At 57.6% G+C, this 24,915-nt stretch carries 22 protein-coding genes; 10 read left to right on the top strand and 12 right to left on the bottom strand.

The features are described 5' to 3' along the window. Positions 1–53: 53 nt before the first annotated feature. From QZQ97_RS07985 to pdxR, 3 genes are all read right to left on the bottom strand, one after another. Positions 54–755 carry a GNAT family N-acetyltransferase gene (locus QZQ97_RS07985; protein WP_311993012.1) on the bottom strand — a complete coding sequence of 234 codons (702 nt, stop codon included), beginning with the start codon at positions 753–755 and terminating at the stop codon, positions 54–56. A 21-nt stretch (positions 756–776) separates the two neighbouring features. Next, positions 777–1,229 (bottom strand): GNAT family N-acetyltransferase, encoded by a 453-nt coding sequence (locus QZQ97_RS07990; RefSeq protein ID WP_311993013.1) that lies wholly within the window; start codon positions 1,227–1,229, stop codon positions 777–779. 135 nt (positions 1,230–1,364) lie between these two features. After that, a complete protein-coding gene (pdxR, locus tag QZQ97_RS07995; protein ID WP_311993014.1) occupies positions 1,365–2,882 on the bottom strand; it encodes a MocR-like pyridoxine biosynthesis transcription factor PdxR in 1,518 nt (505 codons plus the stop codon). 304 nt (positions 2,883–3,186) lie between these two features. On the opposite strand from pdxR, the gene QZQ97_RS08000 reads away from it, so the two are divergent. The 6 genes from QZQ97_RS08000 (at position 3,187) to QZQ97_RS08025 (ending at position 10,668) form a co-directional block, all read left to right on the top strand. Further along, positions 3,187–3,903 (top strand): gluconate 2-dehydrogenase subunit 3 family protein, encoded by a 717-nt coding sequence (locus QZQ97_RS08000; RefSeq protein WP_311993015.1) that lies wholly within the window; start codon positions 3,187–3,189, stop codon positions 3,901–3,903. Further along, positions 3,904–5,682: a GMC family oxidoreductase gene (locus QZQ97_RS08005; RefSeq protein ID WP_311993016.1), complete on the top strand. Its 1,779-nt coding sequence runs from the start codon at positions 3,904–3,906 to the stop codon at positions 5,680–5,682. Between the two features lie 20 nt (positions 5,683–5,702). Next, entirely contained in the window at positions 5,703–6,974 is a 1,272-nt protein-coding gene (locus QZQ97_RS08010) for a c-type cytochrome (RefSeq protein WP_311993017.1), read from the top strand. Positions 6,975–7,327: 353 nt separating this feature from the next. Further along, complete coding sequence (gene phoP / locus QZQ97_RS08015; protein WP_004943295.1) at positions 7,328–7,999, top strand: two-component system response regulator PhoP; 672 nt, start codon at positions 7,328–7,330, stop codon at positions 7,997–7,999. 5 nt (positions 8,000–8,004) lie between these two features. Further along, positions 8,005–9,462: a two-component system sensor histidine kinase PhoQ gene (phoQ, locus tag QZQ97_RS08020; RefSeq protein ID WP_311993894.1), complete on the top strand. Its 1,458-nt coding sequence runs from the start codon at positions 8,005–8,007 to the stop codon at positions 9,460–9,462. A gap of 84 nt (positions 9,463–9,546) precedes the next feature. Further along, positions 9,547–10,668, top strand: coding sequence for a ribosomal protein uL16 3-hydroxylase (locus QZQ97_RS08025; RefSeq protein ID WP_122288614.1), 1,122 nt, complete (start codon positions 9,547–9,549; stop codon positions 10,666–10,668). A 150-nt stretch (positions 10,669–10,818) separates the two neighbouring features. Here the strand turns inward: QZQ97_RS08025 and QZQ97_RS08030 are convergent, their stop codons facing one another. Continuing rightward, positions 10,819–11,736, bottom strand: a complete 918-nt coding sequence (locus tag QZQ97_RS08030) for a LysR substrate-binding domain-containing protein (RefSeq protein ID WP_311993018.1) — start codon at positions 11,734–11,736, stop codon at positions 10,819–10,821. Positions 11,737–11,877: 141 nt separating this feature from the next. Here QZQ97_RS08030 and QZQ97_RS08035 point away from each other — a divergent pair, with 141 nt between their 5' ends. Beyond that, on the top strand, positions 11,878–12,423 hold the full coding sequence (locus QZQ97_RS08035) for a sugar ABC transporter (protein ID WP_311993019.1): 546 nt from the start codon (positions 11,878–11,880) through the stop codon (positions 12,421–12,423). Continuing rightward, complete coding sequence (locus QZQ97_RS08040; protein WP_311993895.1) at positions 12,416–13,255, top strand: MBL fold metallo-hydrolase; 840 nt, start codon at positions 12,416–12,418, stop codon at positions 13,253–13,255. The genes QZQ97_RS08035 and QZQ97_RS08040 overlap by 8 nt, the downstream gene beginning before the upstream one ends. A 47-nt stretch (positions 13,256–13,302) precedes the next feature. On the opposite strand, the gene QZQ97_RS08045 is transcribed toward QZQ97_RS08040, so the two are convergent. Next, positions 13,303–14,391 carry a malate/lactate/ureidoglycolate dehydrogenase gene (locus QZQ97_RS08045; protein ID WP_311993020.1) on the bottom strand — a complete coding sequence of 363 codons (1,089 nt, stop codon included), beginning with the start codon at positions 14,389–14,391 and terminating at the stop codon, positions 13,303–13,305. Positions 14,392–14,473: 82 nt separating this feature from the next. Continuing rightward, complete coding sequence (gene pepT, locus QZQ97_RS08050; protein WP_311993021.1) at positions 14,474–15,709, bottom strand: peptidase T; 1,236 nt, start codon at positions 15,707–15,709, stop codon at positions 14,474–14,476. A 360-nt stretch (positions 15,710–16,069) separates the two neighbouring features. Between pepT and QZQ97_RS08055 the strand changes: the two genes are divergently transcribed. Together QZQ97_RS08055 and QZQ97_RS08060 are read left to right on the top strand one after the other, a co-directional pair. Then, positions 16,070–17,629 (top strand): PTS transporter subunit EIIC, encoded by a 1,560-nt coding sequence (locus QZQ97_RS08055; protein WP_311993022.1) that lies wholly within the window; start codon positions 16,070–16,072, stop codon positions 17,627–17,629. A 24-nt stretch (positions 17,630–17,653) separates the two neighbouring features. Further along, positions 17,654–19,039 carry a family 4 glycosyl hydrolase gene (locus QZQ97_RS08060; protein WP_311993023.1) on the top strand — a complete coding sequence of 462 codons (1,386 nt, stop codon included), beginning with the start codon at positions 17,654–17,656 and terminating at the stop codon, positions 19,037–19,039. 18 nt (positions 19,040–19,057) lie between these two features. Here QZQ97_RS08060 and QZQ97_RS08065 read toward each other — a convergent pair whose 3' ends face one another. The 6 genes from QZQ97_RS08065 to lolC form a co-directional block, all read right to left on the bottom strand. Next, positions 19,058–19,771: a MurR/RpiR family transcriptional regulator gene (locus QZQ97_RS08065; RefSeq protein WP_311993024.1), complete on the bottom strand. Its 714-nt coding sequence runs from the start codon at positions 19,769–19,771 to the stop codon at positions 19,058–19,060. A gap of 82 nt (positions 19,772–19,853) precedes the next feature. After that, on the bottom strand, positions 19,854–20,690 hold the full coding sequence (gene cobB, locus QZQ97_RS08070; protein ID WP_119803248.1) for a Sir2 family NAD+-dependent deacetylase: 837 nt from the start codon (positions 20,688–20,690) through the stop codon (positions 19,854–19,856). Between the two features lie 11 nt (positions 20,691–20,701). Continuing rightward, a complete protein-coding gene (gene nagK / locus QZQ97_RS08075) occupies positions 20,702–21,619 on the bottom strand; it encodes an N-acetylglucosamine kinase (protein ID WP_006316764.1) in 918 nt (305 codons plus the stop codon). Positions 21,620–21,674: 55 nt separating this feature from the next. Further along, positions 21,675–22,922, bottom strand: a complete 1,248-nt coding sequence (lolE, locus tag QZQ97_RS08080) for a lipoprotein-releasing ABC transporter permease subunit LolE (RefSeq protein WP_006316763.1) — start codon at positions 22,920–22,922, stop codon at positions 21,675–21,677. Then, the gene (gene lolD, locus QZQ97_RS08085) at positions 22,922–23,626 is read right to left on the bottom strand and encodes a lipoprotein-releasing ABC transporter ATP-binding protein LolD (RefSeq protein WP_006316762.1); all 705 of its coding nucleotides are present in this window, start codon (positions 23,624–23,626) and stop codon (positions 22,922–22,924) included. The genes lolE and lolD overlap by 1 nt, the downstream gene beginning before the upstream one ends. Next, on the bottom strand, positions 23,619–24,821 hold the full coding sequence (gene lolC, locus QZQ97_RS08090; protein WP_311993025.1) for a lipoprotein-releasing ABC transporter permease subunit LolC: 1,203 nt from the start codon (positions 24,819–24,821) through the stop codon (positions 23,619–23,621). Before lolC ends, lolD begins: the two co-directional genes overlap by 8 nt. Positions 24,822–24,915 lie beyond the last annotated feature (94 nt).

Below are 24,915 nucleotides of genomic sequence, written 5' to 3' on the forward strand. Positions count from 1 at the left end.
CTGGTTAGAAAACAAAAAGGCGGCCAAATGGCCGCCTTTCGTATTTTAGCGTCTCAACGCATAAACGCCTGCAAGCGCTGTTTCTGCTGCCCCTGCGCGTTGAAGTTGCCGGGATTTAACCACTGCTCGAAGGCGGCTTTAATGGCCGGCCAGCGATCCGAGGTGATGGAGAACCAATCGGTATCGCGGCTGCGGCCCTTGGTGATCACCGCATACCTGAACCGGCCCTCGTAATTGAAACCGAATCTTGCCGCCGCCTGTCTGGACGGCGCGTTGTGGCTGTCGCACTTCCATTCACATCGGCGATAACCCAAATCATCGAACAGGTGCCGCAGCATCAGATAAACGGCCTCCGTTGCGCTGGAGCGTTGTTTCATCGCCGGCGACCAACTGACGTGGCCAATCTCCAGCACGCCGTTGCTTTCATCGATGCGCATATAAGCTACGGTGCCGACCGGGGCGTGGCTCGCGCTATCGAACACCGTCAGGTTCACCAACGCGGGGTTGGCCTGAAGCTGGGTCAGGTGTTGCAACATCGCCGCCGGGCTGTTCGGCCGTTCGATCGACAAATAGGTCCAGTCGCGGCCATCCGGCGCCAGCTGGAATGCGCTGAACAGGGCTGCGTGATCCCGCTGCGGATCAAGCGATTTCAAAGAGCAAAAAGCGCCGTTAAGCGGCTCTCCGGCAGGCCGTTGCGGCGCCCGCCAATCGGTTAATGGCTCGCCCACCGGCTGCCCGAATTGATTGAACGCCATAAAGCCCCTCGCAGCCTGTAATTAACGGGTATAGATGATAAACGAACTTCTTTTGCCTATTTTGTCGTACAGCGAGCGCGCCGGGGCATTATATTCCTGGGTCATCCAGTAAACCCGGTCGCTGCCCTTTTCATTGGCCAACTGATAAGCCTGCTTGAATAACTTTTCGGACACCTTCTTGCCGCGTGCCACCGGGGAAACATAGAGATCTTCAATATAGCAATAACCGGCAGAGCTCCAGGTTGAGGGGTGGAAAATCAGGTTCATCAACCCCAGAAGATTGCCGTTTGCGTCTTCCGCCACCAGCCCATAGACCTGCTGATCCGAGCATAAGCGCTCAAAAGTGTGCTCGGTAACCTGCGCGGCAATTTCCGCACGATAAAAATGAAGATATCCCTGCCACAGATCCAACCACTGCGATTTATCGCCGTTTTGTATTTTGCGTACCACAACGTCATTGTTTACCGGGTGCATAGTGCCTCTCTGGTTTTAAGATATTATTTCCACAGGAGAAATAATCTAATGCCAACAGGGTACACCGGCCATTGCGGGCTGAATACAGACCAATTAACAACAGCGAGCAGACCAATTTGGACGACATAAACGCCCTTAATCGGCCTGCGGCAGTGCGCTGAAAATAGAGGATAATTTTTTGATGAATTTTACGATTTCATCCGGTGTGTAGGCCGAGAAGCCAAACACCAGCGCCCCTTCCCGAGGTTGGCCGGTGTAAAAATCCGCCAGCCCATAGACCTTCATTCCCTGCGCGGCGGCGGCCTGAATCAAACGCCGCTCGGTAGCCGCATCCGCCAGCGGGCAGACCAATTGCAGCCCGCCCTGCGGCAGCGGCGGCCGGGTCCAGGCAGCAAGATGTTGATGGACCGCCGCATGCAGAATATCGAGCCTGGCCTTATACAGCTTGCGCATATTCCTTAAGTGTTCGGCATAAAAATCGCCATTTAAAAAGCGGAACAGGGTCATTTGCGGCAACGCAGAGGTATAACCATCCTGGAATTGTTTGGCAGCCACCATCGGTGTGATTAACTGTGGCGGAACGATGATAAAACCAATGCGCAGCCCCGGAAACAGGGTTTTGCTGTAGGTGCCGATATACAACGTGCGTTGGTTTTTATCCAGCCCTTGTAACGAGGCCCTGGTCAGCCCGTCATAATTGAATTCGGAATCGTAATCATCTTCAATAATCCAGCCCTTGTGCCGCTGCGCCCATTCCAGCAGTTTTAATCTTCTGTCGATGCTGAGCGAGTGCCCCAACGGATAGTGATGAGATGGCGTGACATACACGCCCCGCCCGCGATGGCGCGCGTCAATTAATGCATCGATATCCATTCCGTCTTGATCGACCGAGACAGGCTGGGCGATGATCCCCGCGGACTGCACCAGCTTTTTAGCCCCCTGATAACCCGGCTCTTCGACAAATACCCTGTCGCCAGGATTGAACAACACCTGGGTACACAGCGACAACGCCTGTTGGGAACTGGTCACTACGATCACCTGCTCCACACTGGCCTTAACGCCCCTTTCGCGCCGCAGGTACTCAATGATCTCGCCCCTCAGCTCCACCACTCCCTGGGGATCGGCATAACCCAGCAAACGTTCGCCGTACTGCCGAACCGCCAGCCTTTCCAGTTGCAACCAGCTATCTATCGGGAACAGCCGCAGGTCAGGCAGCGACGGCGTGAGTGAACTGGCGCGGCTGGTATGCGGCACATGGGCGGCCACCAGCAACGAGCGACCATGCGCGCTCAGTTCCCGCTCCGCCAGCAGTGCGCTTTCGGCATCATCCGCCGCCAACAGCTCGCGGCCAATCAGGGTGCTTCGCTGATAACTGACAAAGCTGCCGCGCCCCACCGCTCGGGCAATGTAACCTTCGGCTTCCAGTTGGGCATAGGTCAGTTCGACGGTATCGCGAGAAACGCCCAACCCGGCAGCCAGCACCCGGCTGGGGGGAAGTTTCGCCAGATATTGCAGCTCCCCGGCAGTCACCTGCTGTTTGATGGTCAGATGCAGCGCCGCCTTGCGCGTCATCCCCTGTTGCAAATGCCGGGCAAAGCTGGCCTGCAGGGCGTCTGGGGAGGTAGGTTGCCTGCTGTCAATGCGGTGTTTCATGGTGCTCCGGGTCAAAGGGGGCTTTACCGCCCCACTTTACCTTATTTCTGCTCCTTGGCGGCATGTTGGGCGCTCGCTCTAAACCCAGTCCGTTGTAAATAAAATGTTTTGAAACAGATCATTTATTGTTGCATTTGCCGCACAAGTCCTACACTTAAACGACCATATAGTTAGCAAGCTAATTATATGGCAATTCTGATTTTCAAGACCCGCCCCCTGCCCGTTTACTGCCGCTGGATAGCGGCGGCGCAGGCTCGTATTACCTGCACGGGCATTTACTGTGAAACATGTTCAAGGTGGAATTATGTCGCAACAGCACAACCCCACGCCGCCTCGGCGTAATTTTCTAAAAAAGTCCCTGGCGTTAATCCCGCTGGCCGCTGCGGGTAGCAGCATGCTGGCGCTGGAAGCGAAAGCCACGCCCGCCACCGGCGTCTCTGCCCACTATGTGCCGGTTTATTTCAACAACGACGAATGGCGTTTTCTGCTGGCAGCCTGCGATCGGCTAATCCCGAGCGATGCGAACGGCCCCGGCGCGGTGGATCAGGACGTGCCGGTGTTTATCGATCGGCAAATGGAAACCCCCTACGGCCACGGCGGGCTGTGGTATATGCATCCGCCGTTCGTGCCTTCCGCGCCAGAGTTGGGCTACCAGTCCAAATTGACGCCACGTGAAACCTATCGAACCGGCATTCGCGAGGTTAATGCTCATTGCCGGCGGCAATTCCAAAAAGTCTTTGCCGATCTCGGCCATGCCGAACAGGAACAGTTGCTGACGGCGCTGGAACACGGCCGGCTGGATTCCGATGCTCTACCCGGCGCGCTGTTTTTCAATCAACTGCTGACCAACACCAAAGAGGGGTATCTGGCCGACCCGGTTCACGGCGGCAACCAGACGTTGGCCTCATGGAAGCTGATCGGCTTCCCCGGTGCGCGGGCAGATTACACAGATTGGGTCAACCGGCCCAATCAGCCCTATCCTCTCGGCCCGGTCAGTATCTCAAGCAAAAGGAATGCATAAATGAGCGCAATTAAAAAACCGCCGGTAGACGTGGTGATCGTCGGGTTTGGCTGGACCGGCGCCATAATGGGAATGGAGTTGACCGAAAGCGGTCTGAGCGTACTGGCGCTTGAGCGCGGCGAACGGCGTGAAACCTATCCGGACTTCGCCTACCCGCGCATTGCCGACGAACTGACCTACGGTATCCGCCTGAAACTGGCGCAGGAAATGGCGAACGAAACCGTGACCGTGCGCCACACCCCGGCCGACTTCGCGGTGCCCTATCGCCAGCTCGGTTCATTTCTGCCAGGCAACGGCGTCGGTGGCGCCGGTGTTCACTGGAACGGCATGCACTGGCGCGCACTGCCTTCCGATCTGAAGCTGCACACTACCCTGACGGAAAAATACGGGGCCAAATGGATCCCGGAAGGCATGACGTTGCAGGATTATCCCCTCAGCTATCAGGAGCTGGAACCCTACTTCGATAAGTTCGAAAAGGTGTGCGGCACCGCCGGTAAGGCCGGCAACCTGCAGGGAAATATCATCAAGGGCGGCAACCCGTTCGAAGGACCGCGCAACAGCGAATACCCGACGCCGGCGCTAAAACAGCTCTACTCAGGTTCGCTGTTTGGCCAGGCCGCCGAGTCTCTGGGCTACCACCCGTTTCCCGTTCCCGCTGCCAACTGCTCAGAACCCTACGCCAATACTTACGGCGTCCAGCTTGGCCCCTGCAATTTCTGCGGTTACTGCGAGCGTTTCGGTTGCTTTATGTACTCCAAGGCGTCACCGCAAACCACCATTCTGCCGGTGCTGACCAAGCGTAAAAACTTTGAGCTGCGCACCCAGGCGCAGGTGATCAAAGTGAATCTGGACAGCGGCGGCAAAAAAGCCACCGGCGTCACTTATATCAACGCGCAGGGGCAAGAAATCGAACAGCCGGCCGATCTGGTGATCCTCAGCGCCTTCCAGTTGCATAACGTTCGCCTGCTGCTGCTCTCCGGCATCGGCAAACCTTACGATCCGGTGACCGGCGAAGGTGTGGTCGGCAAGAATTACGCCTACCAGATGAACAGCGGCATTTCGCTGTTTTACGACAAGGATACTCACTTCAATCCGTTTATCGGTGCAGGCGCGGCCGGCACCGTGATCGACGATCTGAACGGTGAAAACTTCGATCATGCCGATCTGGGCTTTATAGGCGGTGCCTATATCTCCGCTACCCGTACCGGCGGGCGGCCGATCCAGCAAATGATGCTGCCGCCAGGTACTCCCGGTTGGGGCAGCGGCTGGAAACAGGGCATCAAGGATAACTACCCGCACTCGATGAGTATCGGCTCCGAAGGCTCGGTGATGCCGTACCGCGATTGCTATCTGGATCTGGACCCGACCTACAAGGACGCTTACGGCCTGCCGCTGCTGCGCATGACCTTCGACTGGAAACAAAACGAGATCAAAATGACGCAGCACATCACCGGTAAAATGGTGGATATCGCCAACGCCATGAAACCCGGGCAGATGGCGGTGTCGGTGAAGAAAACCGGTGACCATTACGATGTGCGGCCTTATCAGTCGACGCACACTACCGGCGGCGCCATTATCGGCGACAGCCCGGCCACCAGCGTGGTGAATAAGTATCTGCAGTGCTGGGATGTGCCAAACGTGTTTGTCACCGGCGCCTGCGCCTTCCCGCAGAACCTGGCCTACAACCCTACCGGCATCGTCGGCGCGCTGGCCTACCACTCGGCCGAGGCGATCCGTAATCAGTATCTGAAGAATCCCGGCCCGCTGGTTCAGGCCTGACGGCATCACAAGGAGCTTATATGAAAGGATTTACCCCTTCGCTGTTAGCGCTGGTGATGCTGAGCGCCGGTGCGGCACAGGCGGCCGACGATGCACAAAGGATCCGACACGGAGAATATCTGGCGCGTGCGGGCGACTGCGCCGCCTGCCATACCGCCCCCGGCGGCGATCCCTTTGCCGGCGGCCTGAAAATGACCACCCCGATCGGCGCCATCTACTCCACCAACATTACGCCGGACAAACGGACCGGCATCGGCGAATACAGCCTGCAAGAGTTCGGCGACGCATTGCGCAAAGGCGTGGCACGCGACGGCACCCGGCTGTATCCGGCCATGCCTTACCCGTCATTTGCCAAAATCAGCGACGAGGATGTGCGCGATCTTTATCTGTACTTCACCCATCAGGTTAAACCGGTAACACGGCAAAATAAGGACAGCGATATTCCCTGGCCGCTGAATATGCGCTGGCCACTGGCGCTATGGAATCTGGCGTTTCGCGAGGACGGCAGTTACCGGCCGGATGCCAAACAGAGCGCAGAATGGAACCGCGGCGCCTATCTGGTTCAGGGCCTGGGGCACTGCGGCACCTGCCACACACCGCGTGGCATCGGTTTCCAGGAGAAAGCGCTCACCCAAAGCGACAGCGCCTATTTGAGCGGGGGCACGCTGGAAGGCTGGCACGCCGCCAATCTGCGCGCAGACCCGGTCAGCGGGTTGGGCAATTGGCGAACGGAAGATATCACTCGCTTCCTGAAAACCGGCCACAACTCAGGGTTTGCCGCTTTTGGCTCGATGGTGGACGTCGTGCAGGACAGCACCCAGCACCTGAGCGACGCCGATTTGCAGGCGATCGCCGACTACCTGCAATCGCTGCCGGGCGACAGCCGGCAAAAACCGCCGCAGGCCGACGCCAAAACGGCGAAAGCACTGTTTAGCGGCGATGTCAGCCGGCCCGGCGCGCAAGCCTATCTGGATAACTGCGCCGCCTGTCACCGCAGCGATGGTCAGGGTTATCGCGATACCTTCCCGCAGTTGGCGCACAACCCGGCGCTGTTAAGCGAGGACCCCTCTTCGCTGATCAGCATTATTCTCAACGGCTCCCGCACGCCGATGACCGTCAGCGCCCCCACCGGGCTGACCATGCCGGACTTCGGCTGGCGGCTGAGCGACGAACAAGTCGCCCAGGTGGCCAGTTTTGTGCGCAGCAGTTGGGGTAATCATGCCCCGGCGGTGACCGCAGAACAGGTTCGTGAGATCCGTGAAAACAGCGCGGTAAAACCCACTCGGCAGTAATTATTCCCGGGCGCACCCTCTGCGCCCGTCACTTTTCATCCCGCAATAACCCGCGCTTTAGATCGCTCCTTCAACACCCGTCGGTTTAAGTTTGGTTTAACTTTGCTCCGCCATTGTTTATCCGGCGTTTATTAGCCCTTGCCGATAATGACGGCGAACATAAAATCGATAGCGCTTATTTCCCGCCAACGCTCTGCGTCTCTTGCGGTAACAGCGGGTTCTACCTACCATAACGTCAACATTCACGATCAATGGGTAAGGTAGCCGCACGCTATCCCTCGCACGCTGAAGAGCGTGTTACCTTTTATAGCGGGGTGACAGGATGTTCACCCGCATAGCCACAGGAGTCCGCCATGCGAGTATTGGTTGTTGAAGATAACGGTTTGCTGCGCCACCACCTTTCCGTACAGATGCGCGAGATGGGCCATCAGGTCGATGCTGCGGAAGATGCCAAGGAAGCCGACTATTTCCTGCAGGAACATGCGCCGGACATCGCGATTGTCGATCTCGGCCTGCCGGGCGAAGATGGCCTGAGCCTGATCCGCCGCTGGCGCGCTCACCAGATGAAACTGCCCATTTTGGTGCTGACCGCACGCGAAAGCTGGCAGGACAAAGTGGCGGTGCTGGAAGCCGGCGCCGACGACTATGTCACCAAACCCTTCCACCTGGAAGAAGTGATCGCCCGCATGCAGGCGTTAATGCGCCGTAACAGCGGCCTGGCTTCCCAGGTGATCGTCTTGCCGCCATTCCAGATCGATCTGTCGCGCCGCGAGTTGAGCGTCGGGGAACAGCAAATCAAACTGACCGCGTTCGAATACACCATTATCGAAACCTTGATCCGCAATGCCGGCAAAGTCGTCAGCAAAGACTCACTGATGCTGCAGCTGTATCCGGATGCTGAACTGCGCGAGAGCCACACCATCGACGTGCTGATGGGCCGCCTGCGCAAAAAATTGCAGGCTGAATATCCGCAGGAAGTGATCACCACGGTTCGTGGCCAGGGCTATCGTTTCGATGCGAAGTGAACATGATGTTCAACAAGGATAAAAAACCTTTTTCGCTGCGCGCGCGCTTTTTGATGGCGACCGCCGGGGTGATCCTGGCGCTGTCGCTGTCTTACGGCCTGGTGGCGGTGGTCGGCTATATCGTCAGTTTCGACAAGACCGCCTTCCGCTTGCTGCGCGGCGAAAGCAACCTGTTCTTCAGCCTGGCGCAATGGAAAGACAACAAGCTCACTATCGCCATTCCGCCCGACCTCGATCTCAACTTCCCTACCCTGGTGTTTATTTACGACGACAAGGGCAATCTGCTGTGGAGCCAGCGCCAGTTGCCGGAGCTGGAAAAGCGCATCAACAAAGAGTGGCTGGAGAAATCCGACTTCTACGAAATCGATACCGATACCCGCATCAGTAGCGAAGTGCTGGGCAACAACCCCAAAGCGCAGGATCAGCTGAAAAACTATGACGACAACGACCAAAATGCGCTGACGCACTCCGTGGCGGTCAACACCTACGCGGCAACCTCGCGGCTGCCTGCGCTGACCATTGTGGTGGTCGATACCATCCCGCAGGAGCTGCAGCGCTCGGACGTGGTCTGGGAATGGTTCAGCTATGTGCTGCTGGCCAACCTGCTGCTGGTGGTGCCGTTGTTGTGGCTGGCGGCTTACTGGAGCCTGCGCCCGATCAAGGCGCTGGTGAATCAGGTCGGCGAGCTGGAGAACGGTGAACGCGAGCAGCTCGACGAGAATCCCCCCAGCGAGCTGCGCGGTCTGGTGCGCAATCTGAACATTTTGCTGCGCAATGAGCGCCAGCGTTACACCAAATACCGCACCACGCTGTCCGATCTGACCCACAGCCTGAAGACGCCGCTGGCGGTGCTGCAAACCACGTTGCGTTCGCTGCGCACCGGTAAACAGACCACCATCGAAGAGGTCGAACCGATCATGCTGGACCAAATCAGCCGCATCTCGCAGCAGATTGGCTACTACCTGCATCGCGCCAGCATCAGTTCGGGGCAAACGGTCCTGACCCGTGAGATCCACTCCGTACCCGCGCTGCTGGATAGCCTGACCGTGGCGCTCAACAAGGTGTATCAGCGTAAAGGCGTGGTGATCACGCTGGATATTTCGCCGGAAGTGACCTTTATGGGGGAAAAGAACGACTTTATGGAAGTGATGGGCAACATATTGGAAAACGCCTGCAAATACTGCCTGGAGTTCGTTGAGATTACCTCACTCCACTCCGAAAAAAACCTCACCATCGTCATCGACGACGACGGGCCGGGCATTCCGGAAAGCAAACGCGAGTTGATCTTCCAGCGGGGCCAGCGCGTAGACACTCTGCGCCCCGGTCAGGGGTTGGGATTGTCCGTTGCGGCGGAGATTATCGAGCAGTATGACGGCAGCATCAGCATCAGCGACAGCCCGCTCGGCGGTGCGCGCATGCAGGTCACCTTCGCCCGGCAGCACGATTCCCATCATCACGAATAAATTCTGTCGTTCCGGCCCCGATCCACGGGGCCAAACTTCCGTTATAATCGCACTCAGGCTCACTCCTTTCTGCTGGAATAGAACATGGATTATCAATTAGATCTGGACTGGAACGACTTTTTGCAACGTTACTGGCAAAAGCGTCCGGTGATTCTGAAGCGCGGCTTCAAAAACTTTATCGATCCAATCTCCCCGGATGAGCTGGCCGGGCTGGCGATGGAAAACGAAGTGGATAGCCGCCTGGTCAGCCACCAGGACGGCCGCTGGCAGGTTGCGCACGGTCCCTTCGAGAGCTTTGACCACCTGAGCGAAAACAACTGGTCGCTGCTGGTACAGGCGGTGGACCATTGGCATGAGCCTTCCAGCGCACTGATGCGCCCGTTCCGCCAATTGCCGGACTGGCGGATGGACGACCTGATGATTTCATTCTCGGTCCCTGGCGGCGGCGTTGGCCCGCACCTCGATCAATACGACGTCTTTATCATTCAGGGCACCGGCCGTCGCCGGTGGCGCGTAGGCGAGAAGGTGCCGATGAAGCAGCACTGCCCGCATCCGGATCTGCTGCAGGTTGAGCCTTTCGACGCCATTATCGACGAAGAAATGGAGCCGGGCGATATTCTGTATATCCCGCCGGGCTTCCCGCATGAAGGTTACGCGCTGGAAAATGCGCTCAATTACTCGGTGGGCTTCCGCGCACCGAACGGCCGCGAGTTGATCAGCGGCTTTGCCGATTACGTGCTGGCACGCGAGCTGGGCAGCCAACGTTACAGCGATCCGGACATTCAGTTGCGCGACCAACCGGCGCAGATCTTGCCGCAGGAAGTCGACGCCCTGCGCCAGATGATGTTGGATCTGGTTCAGCAACCGGAACACTTCCAGCACTGGTTCGGCGAATTCATTTCCCAGACCCGCCACGAGCTGGACGCCGCGCCGCCGGAGCCGCCGTATCAGGCCGGAGAAATCTACGAACTGTTGCAACAGGGTGAGCCTTTGCAACGCCTGGGCGGCCTGCGCGTGCTGCGCGTTGGCGATCGGTGCTTTGTGAATGGCGAGCTGATTGATACCGAACATCTGCAAGCCGCCGACGCGCTGTGTCAGCACTTCAGCGTTAACGCCGCCATGCTGGGCGACGCCATCGACGATCCGTCGTTCCTGGCCACACTCACCGCGTTGATCAACAGCGGTTACTGGTATTTCAACGACTAAACCCGATAACCGTCGGATAGGGCCACCCGCTTCGGCAGGTGGCTTTTTTTTCATCACGCCCCCGGCACCGAACTCCACCGAGGGGAAATACTCAGTACTTATTAAAAGTTTAACCGCAAAAATCCATACCGGTATTTTCCTGAACTCGAGTTAATAAAAACATTTCCTACGACTCCCCCTCGTTCCTTTCCTGGCTTCGTCCAATATCCATTGAGCAAATGCTTGTATTGGCTCCCTGCTTAATTCGATCGGCTCTGGGAGAACGAGGCAAAAGGTTTTGGCGATCGTTTTCCCCTCTGGCCACGGCGCGACCAACCTTCCTCGCGCAAGTTCGGTATCAACGTAGAGGCGCGGCACCAATGCAACACCGAGGCCGGCCAATGCCGCTTCGATCAACATGGCATGGAGATCGTAGCGTGCCCCCATCGCAGGATGGGTCAGAGGGATCCCCGTCTCCTGGGAGTAGCGTTGCCAAGCCTCAGGGTTTTGCCGTCGGTGCAGACGCGGTAAGGTGTCCAGCGCGCTTGTCCCCTCGCCTCCCGTCAGAATGTCAGGATGGCAAACCGGAACCAGCACCTCATCCAACAGGGGGTGAGTCCGCATTCCCGTCCAGGCCGGGTGTTCGAAATGGATTGCAGCATCGAACCCACTCCCGGCCAGCACAAAGGGTTCCATGCGTTCGGCGAGATGCACAGTGATGTTCGGATGCTTCTGTTGAAATCGTGACAAGCGCGGAATGAGCCATCGCATCGCGAAAGTCGGGATGATAGCAATATCCAGGCTTGCACCATCGCTCGGCTGCCCTGTCAGGTATTGACTGTCCCGATCCAGGCGGTCAAGCAACTCACGGATTTGGGTCGCATAGCGTTCCCCGTTCGGCAGGAGCCGGACGCGATTTCCGATTCGCTCGAACAGCGTGACGCCAAGGAAGGCTTCCAGACGACCAATCTGACGGCTGATGGCGCCTTCGGTTAGAGACAGTTCATTCGCCGCGCGAGCGAAGCTGCCATGACGTGCGGCTGCCTCGAATGCCATCAGTGAAGTGTTGCTAGGGATCTTCCGGCGCATAAGCGTTCCTGATTTAGGCCTCGGCAGTCGGCCTACCTTGATTTTTTGTCACTGAAGCATACCGAAAAATCGTTTTTTTCGCTGCCTTTCGCGCTCTACCATGACTTAACATCAATAAGGCGTTCGGTCGAGAGTGATCTAATGATTTATACAGTCGAATGCAGCTTTGCCGATCCAACCGGCGAAGCTGAGTGGAATGATTTTTATAGTCTGGAAAAACTGCCCGCACTCATTTCGGTAAGCGGGTTCCATACCTCGCAGCGTTTCAAGGCGCTGAGCACCGGTTGCCCTGTCTACCTTGCCCTTCATTCGATCGACAATCTCGATGTTCTTCAGGGAGATGAGTATCGTCAGAAAGGCGGCGGCAATTTCGCGCGCTGGCAGCAACACATCACCGACTGGCACCGCACTCTTTATGGTGGCCTCGACCGTGCACCTGCCATCGGTGAAGACGAACACCTGGCGACGAGTGCAGTCGGCCCGGAACCGCTCATCGAAATGGGCCTCACGCCTTATCGGATGCCGGCTGTCGCATTGGAGAAATGCCCTGAAGTTCGGTGGCTGGCGAAGCTGGGGCGCCCCCTTGAACAGGGTCTGGAACGGCTTCCGAAGGGCGTCCACCTCTATGTGCCGATGACGAATCAATTGACGAAAGGCAGTATTAGTGAGGAGTACGATGATGAATAACATGAAATTTCCAAGCCGGCAGATTGGGGCGTTTTCGATCACCGCCATCAGTGACGGATACCTTTCCGCAGGCCTGGATTTGCTCTCCAATATCGATCCGATGGATGCGTCAACGTTGCAACAAGACGCAGGTGCGAACGATCCCTCTTCTATTCATATCAATTGTTACCTGGTTCGTGGCCATGGCCGCACGATCTTGATTGATGCGGGTGCCGGGGGATTTAAGCAATGGGGCGGCAAACTGAAAGCGAATCTTGCACTTGCCGGCGTACAACCCTGCGACATTGACACTATTCTTCTGACTCATGCGCATCCCGATCATGTCGGGGGGCTGGTGGACCCGTCCGGGGACGCCGCCTTTCCCGATGCAGAATTGGTGGTCCACCAACATGAGCTCTCTTTCTGGGAGGATGACAGCAATCTCAGCCGGGCGAGTGAGCGCGCTCGCGGCAACTTTCTGTTTGCCCGGAAGGCGTTCGATAAGTATCGGGAGAGGATTCGCACGTTTACGGATAATGAAGTTCTCCCTGGCATCAGTGCGCATCCCCTTCTGGGGCATACCGCAGGGCATTCCGGTTATCGCCTCGAATCCGATGGCCACAGTCTGTTGATTTGGGGGGATATCGTTCATTTCCCCCAAATCCAGATTGCTCGCCCCGACGTATCCATTGCGTTTGACCAGGATCCGCGGGTTGCCGCCGAAACACGATCAAAGCTGTTGGATGTCGTCAGCTCGGACAAAACGCTTGTCGCCGGCATGCACCTGGGAGAACTCGGCTTTGCACGTATCGAGCGGACAGGTAAGACCTACAAAATATCTTACGAATCTTGAGCGTCATCCCTTCCTTTGTCCGCCCGTGAACGGGCGCGGGCCATTGCTTATACCTGCAACGCCAGCGCCCGGTAGCCGTTCAGTTCGTTTTCCGCCATGCCGACCTGTTTCGCTGCCGCGCAAATCTGCCGCCAGGTGTTGTCGTCTATCGGGATCCCCCGTTGCAACCGCGCCTCACGGTTCGCTTCTTCCCATTCGCCCGGTACCTCAATCGGCTTGCCGTCGCTTGGCGGCGAAGCCTTGACCCAGTCGACAAACGCCTCGGCTTCGCTTTGCATCTCTGGCGCTTCAAAGGCTTCCGGATTAAGGATGATGGTGGTCATGCAGTTGAAAATGGCGCTGCTGTCGGATTTCAGCGTGGCGTTATGGGTAGTGCGACCGCCGGAGAGCGCGCCACCGAGAATTTCGCACAGGGCAGCCAACGCATAGCCCTTGTGGGCGCCGAACGGCAGCAGCGATCCGAAAGGTTGTTCGTGCATCACACTGGGTTCCGTGGTCGGCCGGCCTTGTTGATCAATCAGGTAGCCCGGTGCCACGCTCAGGCCTTTGTTGTAGGCCACACGCGTTTTGCCGTAGGCGATGCCGCTGGTGGCGAAGTCCAGCAGCAGCGGTTTTTTACCCTCACGCGGGAAAATCACGCAAAACGGGTTGGTGCCAAAGCGGCGATCGCTGCCGCCGAACGGTGCCACCATCGGGTCACCTACCACGTTGACGAAATGAATGGAGATAAAACCGGCGCGCGCGCACTGCTCGGCCCAGTGGCCGATGCGGCCGATATGGTGGGAATTATGCAAAGCCACCGCCGCCAGCCCCAACTGCCGGGCGCGTTCGATCCCCTTGTCCATCGCTTCACTGGCCACCACCTGGCCAAACCCCTGGCCGCCGTCAATCGTCAGCACCGCGCCGGCGTCACGCACCACCTTGGCATGAACGTTAAGCTGCAACTGCCCTTCCGCCAGCGACGCCATATAGCTTGGGATCATGCCGACACCATGCGAATCATGCCCGGCCAGATTGGCCTGCACCAGATGCTCAGCCACCAGCGCAGCCTCCCGATCCGTGCTGCCAGCGTGGCGCCAAATGGCCTGTACAAATTGCTCAAGGCTTTGGCTGTCGATACGGTGTTCGGTGCTCATAAGGCGGGTCCTTGCGCTAAAAAGAGGTTCACAAACACTAGGAGCAAAGCGTGATTGCGGCAAGCAATTATGACAACGGCAATCAACGCGCTCTGGCGCGCTCGGCCGTCAGCGCCGCGATACGCATGATGACGGCCACCGCCTGCTCCATGCCCTCGAGCGAGACGAACTCGTGCTTGCCGTGAAAGTTGTAGCCGCCGGTAAACAGGTTCGGGCACGGCAGGCCGCGAAACGACAGCTGCGCCCCGTCGGTGCCGCCGCGAATCGGCTTCATTACCGGTTCGATATCGCAATCACGCATCGCCTGCTGCGCCAGCGCGATCACATGCGGGTGCTCAGCCACATGCTCGCGCATGTTGTAATAGCTGTCTTCGATCGTCACATCTATATAGCAATCGCGCGGCAGGCCTTTGCCCACCTGGCGTGCCACTTCGATCATCCGGCGTTTGCGCGTCTCAAAACCTTCATGCTCGAAATCACGCAGGATGTAGTGCATTTCGGCACGTTCAACGCTCCCCTTGATGCTGCTGAGGTGGTAGAAACCCTGGTAGCCGGCGGTGGTTTCCGGCGTTTCATCCGCCGGTAGCGCCTGCTGAATGCGGGTCGCCAGCGACAATGCGTTAACCATTACTCCTTTGGCGCTGCCGGGATGAACGTTGTTGCCGACAATTTTAATTGTCACCGAGGCTGCATTGAAGTTTTCGCATTCCAGCTCGCCGACACCGCCACCGTCCACGGTATAAGCCCACTCGGCGTTGAACTCTTCTACGTCAAACAGCTGCGCACCTTTGCCCACTTCTTCGTCCGGGGTAAAGGCCACGCGAATATCGCCATGCGGGATGTTGCGCTGTTGCAACCGCACCATGGCGGTGAGGATTTCGGCAATGCCCGCTTTGTCATCGGCGCCGAGCAGTGTTTTGCCATCCGCGGTGATCAGCGTCTGCCCCAGCATTTGGTGCAGGATCGGGAACATCACCGGCGACAGCACTTCATCGCCAATGCCCAGGGCAATATCGCCGCCGCGGTAACTTTCGACAATCTGCGGGTTAACGTGCTTACTGGTAAATTCCGGTGAAGTATCCAGATGGGAAATAAAACCAATGGCCGGCACCGGCCAGGCAACGTTGCCCGGCAACGTCCCCATCACGCAGCCATGCTCGCTGAGCGACACCCGTTCAAACCCCAGTTCAATCATTTCCTGTTGCAACGCACGCGCCAGCTTCAGTTGCCCGTCGGTACTCGGCACATGTTTGACGTTCGCTTTAGATTGCGTGTCGAAAGAGACGTAGTTAAAAAAGCGATCAAGTAGTTTATTCATGGTATCCGCCCTCAGAATATCGCGTTTCATTATGCGGAACCGATCCGGATCAAATATTGAGACAGGTCATTTTTAACCAGAATTAACGGAAATCATTAATTCCCGAGATGTTTGCAATCTCGCCAGCCGTCTCCAGCCTGACAGCCGTCCACATCCTGATGTGATCGCCCTCACGCCTGGTACCTGTTGTCAGCCGCTGACCACAGGTGCCTTTTTCGGGCAACCGATTGCAACGCCTAATTATTCCACCTATAACTGATTCAAGGCAGAGGTTGCCGCATTCTTATCCTTTAATTTCGCCACACCAGGGAGTTTTATCAGCAACGTCGTTATCCACTAAAATATAAAAAAGGAACTGCCATGAAAGGTATTATTGATAATATCTTAAGCAAGCTGCAGACTTTCTCGAAAGCCATGATGGGGCCGATATTTTTTCTGCCGGTGATTGGCTTGATTCTGGCATTAAGTTCTATTCTTACCAACGCCACGCTGGTGAATGAAAACTCCGGCGTCTTTCATATTGGCAAAATGATCGGGGATACCTTTTGGCCGTTGTTTGGCAACCTCGGGCTCATTTTTTGTATTGGCATTACCTACGGTCTGGCAAAGGATAAAAAAAGCGAGGCGGCGCTGGTAGCCGTGATGTGCTTTATTATGTTCCTCGGTGCCAACTCCTCTTATTTGCAGTTGAGCGGCCACGTCGCGCAGAAAATTAACGGGGAATACTACGGGACCGGGCAAACCGAACTGCTGGGCTTTACCGTGGTGGATATGGGCATTTTCCTCGGCCTGATCCTCGGCATCACCATCGCCTGGGTGCACAACAAACTGTGCAACGTAGAGTTGAACGGCGTGTTCTCGGTCTATGGCGGTTCCAAACTGGTGCTGATCGCCATGACGCCGGTGATTATGCTCTACGCCGTCGGCTTCAGCTACCTGTGGCCGGCCATTTCGCACGGCCTGATCGCCCTGACCGGCTTTATGAAAAGCTCCGGCTCGCTCGGCGTGTTTGTCTACGGTTTCTTCGAGAAATTCCTGATCCCCACCGGGCTGCACCACTTTATCTGGTCGCCGTTTCAGCTCACCAGCATCGGGGGGTCGATAGTCCAGGACGGCCATACGGTGTCCGGCTCGCAGGCGATTTTCCTCGCCTATATGCGCGACCCCGGCATCTCTCCACTGATGAACGACGCGTTGCGCTTTTCGCAACAGGGCATGGTGACCATCTTCGGCCTGTCCGGCGCAGCGCTGGCCTTCTACCGCACCGCCCGGCCCGAAAAGAAAATGCTGGCCAAGGCCATACTGATCCCGGCCATCACCACCTCTATTCTGGTGGGCATTACCGAACCGATAGAGTTCACCTTCCTGTTTATTTCACCGCTGCTGTGGGTGATCCACGCGGTGCTGACCGCGCTGTCGCAGGTGGCGTGCAACCTGTTCGAGGTTCGCCCCTGGGGCGCCAGCGGCCTGATCGAGTTCCTGGTGTATAACCTGCCGCTGCCGGTCGCCCTCACACGCTGGCCACTGTATGTGGTGATTGGTCTGGTGCAGTTCGCCGTGTATTACCTGGTGTTCAAAACCCTGGTGCTGAAACTCAACTTAAAAACCCCGGGGCGTGAGGATGACGATGAGGTCAAACTTTATTCCAAGCAAGACTACCAAAATAGCAAAAACCTGCCGAACGAATTAAGCGGCATTATTATTCGCGCCCTCGGCGGCAAGAGTAATATTGTTTCCGTCGATAACTGCTTCACCCGGCTGCGGGTGGAATTAAAAGATATGCAGCTTATTGACGAACCCGCATTAAAAAGCACCGGCGCCAAAGGCGTGGTGAAAAATCGAAATGAGGTTCAGGTGATCTATGGCGTCACCGTCGGCAAGGTAAAGAATCAGGTCGAAAAATATTTAGCGGCATTATAACGTTTATTCATAGGGAGACTTGTCATGAAATTAACCGTTCTGGGCGGCGGCGGCGTACGTTCGCCGTTCCTGGCCAAATCCATTGCTTATAACGCGCACCGCATCGGCGTGACCGAAGTGGTGTTTATGGATACCGACCGGCAAAAACTCGCCGTTTACGGCGCTATCGCACAGGGCGTATTCGAACGCATCCGCAGCGACATCGCCTTCAGCCTGAGCAGCGATGCCCGCCAGGCGCTGAGCGGCGCCGATTACATCATCACCACCCTGCGCATCGGCGGCGAGGAAGGCCGCATTCATGACGAGCGCATCGCGCTCAACCATCAGGTGTTGGGGCAGGAAACCACCGGCGCTGGCGGTTTCGCCATGGCAATGCGTTCCATTCCGGCCATCATCGATTACTGTCGTCTGATCGAACAGGTGGCATCGCCGGATACGGTGCTGTTCAACTTCACCAACCCTTCCGGCATGGTGACCGAGGCGATCATCAAATCCGGCTTCAAACGCAAGGTGTACGGCATTTGCGACGCGCCCAGCGAGTTTATCCGTGAACTGGCAGAGCTGCTGGGTTGCCGCGAGGCCGAGTTGAGCGTCGACTGTTTCGGGCTGAACCACCTGTCGTGGTTTCGCAACGTGCGGGTCAACGGCCAGGAGGTGACGGAGAAATTGCTGGCCGACCCGCGCCTGTACCGCGATACCTGCATGAAATACTTCTCGCCGGAACTGGTGGCGCTGTCCGACAACCTGATGCTCAACGAGTACCTGTATTATTACTACTACCGCGAACAGGCGATCGCCGCCATCGTCGGTGCCGGGGAAACCCGTGGCGAACAGATTGCGCAGATTAACCGGCAAATGCTGGCGGACCTTGCCGAACTGGACATCCCCCACCAATTGGAGCAAGCCTTCAGCGTGTATTTCAGCCACTATCTGACGCGTGAAAACTCTTATATGCAGCGCGAATCGAGCCAGGGCAAGGTGAAAGAACGTGAGATGCTGACGCTGCAACAATTTATCGAACAGCCAGACAGCGGCGGTTACGCCGGGGTGGCGATAGACATTCTGGAAGCGGTGAATAATGGCCAGCAAAAACGTGTGGTGGTGTCGATGCAAAACAATGACACGCTCGATTTCCTGCACCCGGAGGACGTGATCGAAATCAGCTGCGAATTGAGCAACGCGGGCATTCATCCGGTGAAAATGCGTGATATCCCCGATACCCAGAAGAACCTGATCGCGCAAGTCAAAGAGTACGAGCGCCTGGCGGTCGCGGCCATCCTGGAGGGCAACCGCCAGAAGGCCATCAAGGCGCTGATGGTGCACCCGCTGGTGAATTCTTATTCGCTGGCGAAAACCCTGGTCGAGGAATATCTGCAGGCCCATCACCAATATGCCGAGCACTGGCGTTAAGCGACGCGGCGCATACCCTCAGGGGATGCGCCGTTCAAACCAGGCCTTGACCAGGTTCTCAAACCCCAGCAGGCAATGGCCGAAAAACGGATTGGGGTAGTAAATATCGTGGTCGTACTTCTGCCGATCCTCATAAAGAAAGGTCATGTCTGCCTGTCGCGCCAACGGGCTGTCGCCGTCGCCGCAAAACGCCGCCAGCCGGATATTGTTGCGCTTTACCGCCTCACTCCAGCTCAGCGCCGAATTGCTGTTGCCTGACTTTGAAATCACAATCACCATATCAAAGCGGAAACGCATCTTCTGATCGAGGATCTCGAAATCCGGCCACAGCGACAGATAACTGTCGATCCCCAGCGTCATGAATTTGTTGTACATATACTGCGCCACAAGCTGCGAGAAGCCGCTGCCGTGGATCAGGATCTTGCCGCTGTCGAGCATATCGAGAAACTGCGCCTGCTGCTTTTCATCGGCCGGTGCGGCCAGTTGCGGTTCCCCCTGCAACGCCGGCGCCATCACCAGGTTGAACTTTATGAAATACACCAGTTCCAGATAACCGCGAAAACCGAGTTTCTTTGCCAGCCGCACCAGCGTCGAGGGCGAGCTGTGGCAGCGGACGGAAACCGCCCGGATGCCGTCGTCGATGCAAGCGTCCGGGTTGTCGAAAATAGCGTTGAGGATGGTGAGATCCGTTTTGCTCAGATCCGCCTGGCTGAATACCTGTTTGAAATTCACCGCGCCTCTGCCCATTCAGTAAAAATAACGGCCGGTCGGCTGACAAGACCAGAGCGCAACCTGCTGCGCTCTGAACTGCAGGTTAAGGCCGATCGGCCCGTTCGACTTTCCCTACCAGGAATTTGTGCACAAAGCGCGGCACCACTTCACTGGCCTGGCCATAGTGTTTCTCATCGAACTGGCTTTCCACCTGGCTGGGTTCCAGATTCAGTTCCATGGTATGCGCCCCGCCCAACCGAGCCTCGTGCACAAAACCGGCCGCCGGGTAAACATGGCCCGAGGTGCCGATGGCAACAAAGAAGTCGGCCTTGGCCAGCGCCTGATAGATTTCGTCCATGCCCAGCGGCATTTCGCCGAACCACACCACGTGCGGGCGCAGCGGTGCCGGGAACTGGCAGCAATGACAGCGATCGTCCACGCTGAGATCTCCCGGCCAGTCAAACACCTGCCCGGAGCTGGTGCAGCGCGCCTTCAGCAATTCGCCGTGCATATGCAGCACCCGCTTGCTGCCGGCGCGCTCATGCAGGTTGTCGATATTTTGCGTCACCAGCAGGAAGTTATCCCCCAACCAGGCTTCCAAATCCGCCAGCGCGCGATGCGCGGCATTAGGCGCGATTTCCGGCGTTTGCAGTTGTTGGCGGCGCGCATTGTAGAACGCCTGCACCAGTTGCGGATCGCGCTGGTAACCTTCCGGCGTAGCGACGTCCTCCACCTGGTGTTCTTCCCACAAACCGTCCGCAGCACGGAAGGTGCGGATGCCCGATTCCGCTGAAATCCCGGCCCCGGTCAACACCACCACAAAAGGCTTTTTCAGCTCGGCCGCCGCCATGGTGTCGCGATGGAAAATACGTGAACGAAAGCGCTGATGCAGCACATGCTTGCTCTTACGAAACTGACACAACCGATGGCGAGTGTGCATTAACTCTCTCCTTACCTTTCCCTGTTTTCCAAATTGAGGAACGCCGCCCCGCGCACGCCGCCGGCATCGCCATAGCGTGCTTTCTCGATCCGCGGCAGCTTGGCCACGCGCAGCAAGTGCGCCGGCAAACGCTGTGGCAACGCCTGGTAGATCGCTTCAAAATTCGACAACCCGCCACCGATCACCACCAGATGCGGATCGATAATGGTCAGCAGATTCCCCAGGCATATCGCCAGGACGTCCATAAAACGCTCAACGTGAGCCACTGCCTGCGGCTCACCTGCCTGATAATGCGCAATGATCTGCTGCGCAGGCAAGTGCTGCTGATAAAAGTGAGCGTACATCCACTCAAAACCGCGGCCCGATATGTAATTTTCGATGCAACCCTGATGACCGCAACCGCAGGCAACGCGAGGTATATCACGCCCCAGCACCTCGAGCGCATCCACCGGCAACCGGAAGTGGCCAAATTCGCCGGCGATGTAATTGCGCCCGGACACCACTTTGCCCTCCACGATCAGCCCGCCGCCCACGCCAGTGCCCAGAATAATGCCCAGCACGGTCGGATAACGACGGAACTCTTCGTCCCAGGCTTCCGACAGCGCAAAACAGTTGGCGTCGTTGTCGACGCGCACGTCGCGGCCAATCAGCTCCGCCAAATCGCGCGGCAGCGGCTGCCCCATCGCCGCCGGTACGTTGGAGGTGAACAACGTACCGTCATCATTGGGCAACCCCGGAATGCCGATACCCACTTTGCCCCGCAGCCCGCAGAACTCGTCCGCCTCAAGGGTCAGGTCACGCAGCGTGGTAAGCAATTGCCGGTAGTCGTCGCGCGGCGTCGGTACCCGTTTCTGCCAGATGCGATTCAGATCCGCATCAAATACGCCCAGCTCAATTTTGGTGCCGCCCATATCGAAACCGTAGTACATAACCCACCCTCAGGCTAAAAAAAGGGGGCGGCGTTTCCGCCACCCCTGATTTTCATTATTGTCCGCTCAACACTCGCGCCGGATCGATACGGCTGGCGCGCCTGGCCGGATACCAGCTGGCCAACAGGCTGAGCACCAATGCGGTCGCCAATACAATCACCACGTCCAGCCAGTGCAGCTCGGAAGGCAGGAAGTCGATGAAGTAGATATCTCCCGACAGGAACGAGTGCCCCATCAGTTTTTCCAATCCTTTGATGATGTTGGTCAGTTGCAGCGAGGCGATCACCCCGACCACCACGCCGCTGACGCTGCCCACCAGCCCGGCCAACAGGCCGTACCAGATGAATATGGCGCGGATAAAACCGTCTTTGGCACCCAGAGTGCGCAGCACGGCGATATCGCCGCTCTTGTCCTTCACCGCCATCACCAGCGTGGACACGATGTTGAAACAGGCCACGCCAATCACCAGCACCATCGCCAGATACATAATGGCGCGGATCATCTGGATATCGCGGTACATGTAGCCGTAGGTGCCGATCCAGCTCTTGATATAAACGTAGGAATTGGTGACTTCGCCCGCGTCGCGCACCAGTTTGTTGGCGGCAAACACGTCATTCACCTTAATCGCGATACCGGTCACGCTGTCGCCCATATCCAGATACTGCTGGGCATCGGCCAGCGGCACCATCGCCAGGCTGTGGTCCAGTTGGCCGCTCAGTTGCAGAATGCCGGTCACATGCAGACGGATGCGTTTTGGCTGCAACAGTTTCATTTGCGGATCGCTGTTGGGGATCATCACCGTGACGTAAGAGCCCTGCTTCACGCCCAGCGCATCGGCCACGCCCTTGCCGAGGATCACCTGCTGTTCACCGCTTTTGAAATTGGCCCAGGCATCGCCCTGCACGTATTTCGGCAATGCGCTGAGCTGGCTTTCCTGCTGTGGGTTGACCCCTTTGACGCCAACCGCCCGCAGCTGCGCGCCGTTTTCCATCAGGCCGGTAAAGTTGATATAGGGGGCGGCGGCCAGGATGCCCGGCACCTTTTCCACCCGCTGCAAGATTGACGACCAGTCTTTGAACGGCTGTTTCACCGGCTCAATCTCACCGTGCGGCACCACCGCCAAAATACGGTTTTTCAGCTCGCGCTCGAAGCCGTTCATCGCACTCAGCCCGACGATCAACACCGCCACGCCCAGTGCAATGCCAATGGTGGAGATCACCGAAATCAGCGACACCATGCCGCCGCGCTTGCGGCCCCGGCTAAAGCGCAGCGCCGTCAAAAAGGAAAGTGACGCACCCGCCATTACTCGGCTCCCATCAGGGTCAGTTGAGCCTGCAGGTGACCGTCGGCCATTTCCAGCTGGCGGCTGAGACGCTTGGCCAGTTGCAGATCATGGGTCACCACCAGGAAGGCGGTGCCCTGACGCACGTTCAGTTCACCGAGCAGATCAAAGATGCTGTCGGCGGTGCGCTTGTCGAGGTTACCGGTCGGCTCGTCCGCCAGTACCAGCGAGGGATTGTTCACCAATGCACGCGCGATCGCCACACGTTGGCGCTCACCGCCGGACAGCTCCGAAGGCCGGTGTTTACTGCGTTTTTCCAACCCGACCGCCGTCAGCATTTCCAACGCCTTTTCCTGCGCCTGGGCCGGTTTCATGCCGCCGATCAACAACGGCATGGCGGCGTTTTCCAACGCGGTAAAGTCCGGTAACAGGTGGTGGAACTGATAAATAAAGCCCAACTGGCGGTTGCGCAGTTCAGCCTTGGCCGCCGACGACAGGGTATTCAGCGACTGGCCTTTGTAGATCACCTCGCCGGAGGTCGGTGAATCCAGCCCGCCCAGCAGGTGCAACAGAGTACTTTTACCGGAACCCGAGCTGCCGACAATCGCCATCATCTCGCCTGGCTGCATGGCAAAGCTGACATTACGCAGTACGTCGGTATGCAGATTGCCTTCCTGATAGGTCTTGCACAGGTTTTCGCACTGCAGCAAAAGATGGTTACTCATAACGTAAAGCCTCAGCGGGTTGTACGGCGGCAGCGCGCCATGAAGGGTAAAGCGTGGACAACAAGGAGACCGCCATCGCCGCCACGGCGATAATCGTCACCTGCAGCGGATCGACCGCCACCGGCAGCGACGCGCCGTCAATCAATGCACCGAGGATCGGCATCAGGTTATTCAGGTTGGTGGCCAACAGCACGCCCAACAGCGTACCGAGCAGCGAACCGATAATACCGGCGCTGGCGCCCTGCACCATAAACACCGACATGATCTGTCGGCGGGTCAGGCCCTGGGTTTGCAGAATGGCGACTTCGCCCTGCTTCTCCATCACCAGCAGGCCGAGCGAAGTAATGATGTTAAACGCCGCCACCGCCACAATCAGGCTGAGCAACAGCCCCATCATGTTTTTTTCCATGCGCACCGCCTGGAACAGCTCCCCCTTGCGTTCACGCCAGTCTTTCCATTGCGTCCCCTGCGGCAGTTTCTGCTGGCTGAGGGTATCGACCGTCAGCGGCTGTTGCAGGAACAGACGCCAGCCGGTGATGTTGCCGGCCGGGTAGCGCATCAGGCGCGAAGCGTCTTGCTGATTGACCAGCATCTGGGTGCCGTCCACCTCACTGTTGGCGTGGAAGGTGCCAATAATAGTAAACAGGCGCTGGCTGGGAATACGGCCCATCGGCGTGAACTGGCTGGCGCTTGGTATCATCACCCGCAGCGAGTCGCCGCGTTTGACGCCCAGTTGCCCGGCAAGCTGCTCGCCGATGATGATATTGTACTGGCCCGGCTGCAGCTGTTGCTGTTTGACGTTCACCAGATACTGCGTCAGCGGATCGGCTTCGTCCGGGTTCACACCGAGCATCACGCCGACCGCCACGCTGCGGGCGCTTTGCAGCACCACGTCGCCGGTAGTCAGCGGCGCAACGCGGCTGACGCCCTGCAACCCCTGCGCCATCGACGCTGGGATCTGCTGGGGATTGATCGACCCCTGCGGGCCGGTGATCAACGCCTGCGGCATCAGGCCGAGGATATTGTTTTCCAGATCTTTTTCAAAACCGTTCATCACCGACAAAACGGTGACCAACGCCATGACCCCCAGCGTAATGCCGATGGTGGACAGCCAGGAGACAAACCGCCCAAAGCGGTCTGAGGCTCGCCCGCGCATGTAGCGCAGGCCAATGAATAACGCGACAGGTTGATACATGAAATCCGTTTTGTTGCCGTAGCTTAAGCAAAGTGATCAAGGATAATAAAGGCTATACCTCGTTTAGGGAACCACCCAGACGCCTTTTATTCCG

The sequence above is a fragment of the Serratia sp. root2 genome, assembly GCF_031931805.1.
Classification (GTDB): Bacteria; Pseudomonadota; Gammaproteobacteria; order Enterobacterales; family Enterobacteriaceae; genus Serratia; species Serratia inhibens.

Excerpts from the sequence above, each read along its gene's own strand:
- QZQ97_RS08005 (WP_311993016.1), top strand. The coding sequence starts at position 3,904 with ATGAGCGCAATTAAAAAACCGCCGGTAGACGTGGTGATCGTCGGGTTT.
- QZQ97_RS08000 (WP_311993015.1), top strand. The coding sequence starts at position 3,187 with ATGTCGCAACAGCACAACCCCACGCCGCCTCGGCGTAATTTTCTAAAA.
- lolC (WP_311993025.1), bottom strand. The coding sequence starts at position 24,821 with ATGTATCAACCTGTCGCGTTATTCATTGGCCTGCGCTACATGCGCGGG.
- QZQ97_RS07985 (WP_311993012.1), bottom strand. The coding sequence starts at position 755 with ATGGCGTTCAATCAATTCGGGCAGCCGGTGGGCGAGCCATTAACCGAT.
- QZQ97_RS08060 (WP_311993023.1), top strand. The coding sequence starts at position 17,654 with ATGAAATTAACCGTTCTGGGCGGCGGCGGCGTACGTTCGCCGTTCCTG.
- QZQ97_RS08045 (WP_311993020.1), bottom strand. The coding sequence starts at position 14,391 with ATGAGCACCGAACACCGTATCGACAGCCAAAGCCTTGAGCAATTTGTA.
- phoP (WP_004943295.1), top strand. The coding sequence starts at position 7,328 with ATGCGAGTATTGGTTGTTGAAGATAACGGTTTGCTGCGCCACCACCTT.
- QZQ97_RS08030 (WP_311993018.1), bottom strand. The coding sequence starts at position 11,736 with ATGCGCCGGAAGATCCCTAGCAACACTTCACTGATGGCATTCGAGGCA.
- phoQ (WP_311993894.1), top strand. The coding sequence starts at position 8,005 with ATGTTCAACAAGGATAAAAAACCTTTTTCGCTGCGCGCGCGCTTTTTG.
- QZQ97_RS08055 (WP_311993022.1), top strand. The coding sequence starts at position 16,070 with ATGAAAGGTATTATTGATAATATCTTAAGCAAGCTGCAGACTTTCTCG.
- lolD (WP_006316762.1), bottom strand. The coding sequence starts at position 23,626 with ATGAGTAACCATCTTTTGCTGCAGTGCGAAAACCTGTGCAAGACCTAT.
- cobB (WP_119803248.1), bottom strand. The coding sequence starts at position 20,690 with ATGCACACTCGCCATCGGTTGTGTCAGTTTCGTAAGAGCAAGCATGTG.
- QZQ97_RS08010 (WP_311993017.1), top strand. The coding sequence starts at position 5,703 with ATGAAAGGATTTACCCCTTCGCTGTTAGCGCTGGTGATGCTGAGCGCC.
- QZQ97_RS07990 (WP_311993013.1), bottom strand. The coding sequence starts at position 1,229 with ATGCACCCGGTAAACAATGACGTTGTGGTACGCAAAATACAAAACGGC.
- pepT (WP_311993021.1), bottom strand. The coding sequence starts at position 15,709 with ATGAATAAACTACTTGATCGCTTTTTTAACTACGTCTCTTTCGACACG.
- QZQ97_RS08040 (WP_311993895.1), top strand. The coding sequence starts at position 12,416 with ATGAATAACATGAAATTTCCAAGCCGGCAGATTGGGGCGTTTTCGATC.
- lolE (WP_006316763.1), bottom strand. The coding sequence starts at position 22,922 with ATGGCGGGTGCGTCACTTTCCTTTTTGACGGCGCTGCGCTTTAGCCGG.
- QZQ97_RS08025 (WP_122288614.1), top strand. The coding sequence starts at position 9,547 with ATGGATTATCAATTAGATCTGGACTGGAACGACTTTTTGCAACGTTAC.
- pdxR (WP_311993014.1), bottom strand. The coding sequence starts at position 2,882 with ATGAAACACCGCATTGACAGCAGGCAACCTACCTCCCCAGACGCCCTG.
- nagK (WP_006316764.1), bottom strand. The coding sequence starts at position 21,619 with ATGTACTACGGTTTCGATATGGGCGGCACCAAAATTGAGCTGGGCGTA.
- QZQ97_RS08035 (WP_311993019.1), top strand. The coding sequence starts at position 11,878 with ATGATTTATACAGTCGAATGCAGCTTTGCCGATCCAACCGGCGAAGCT.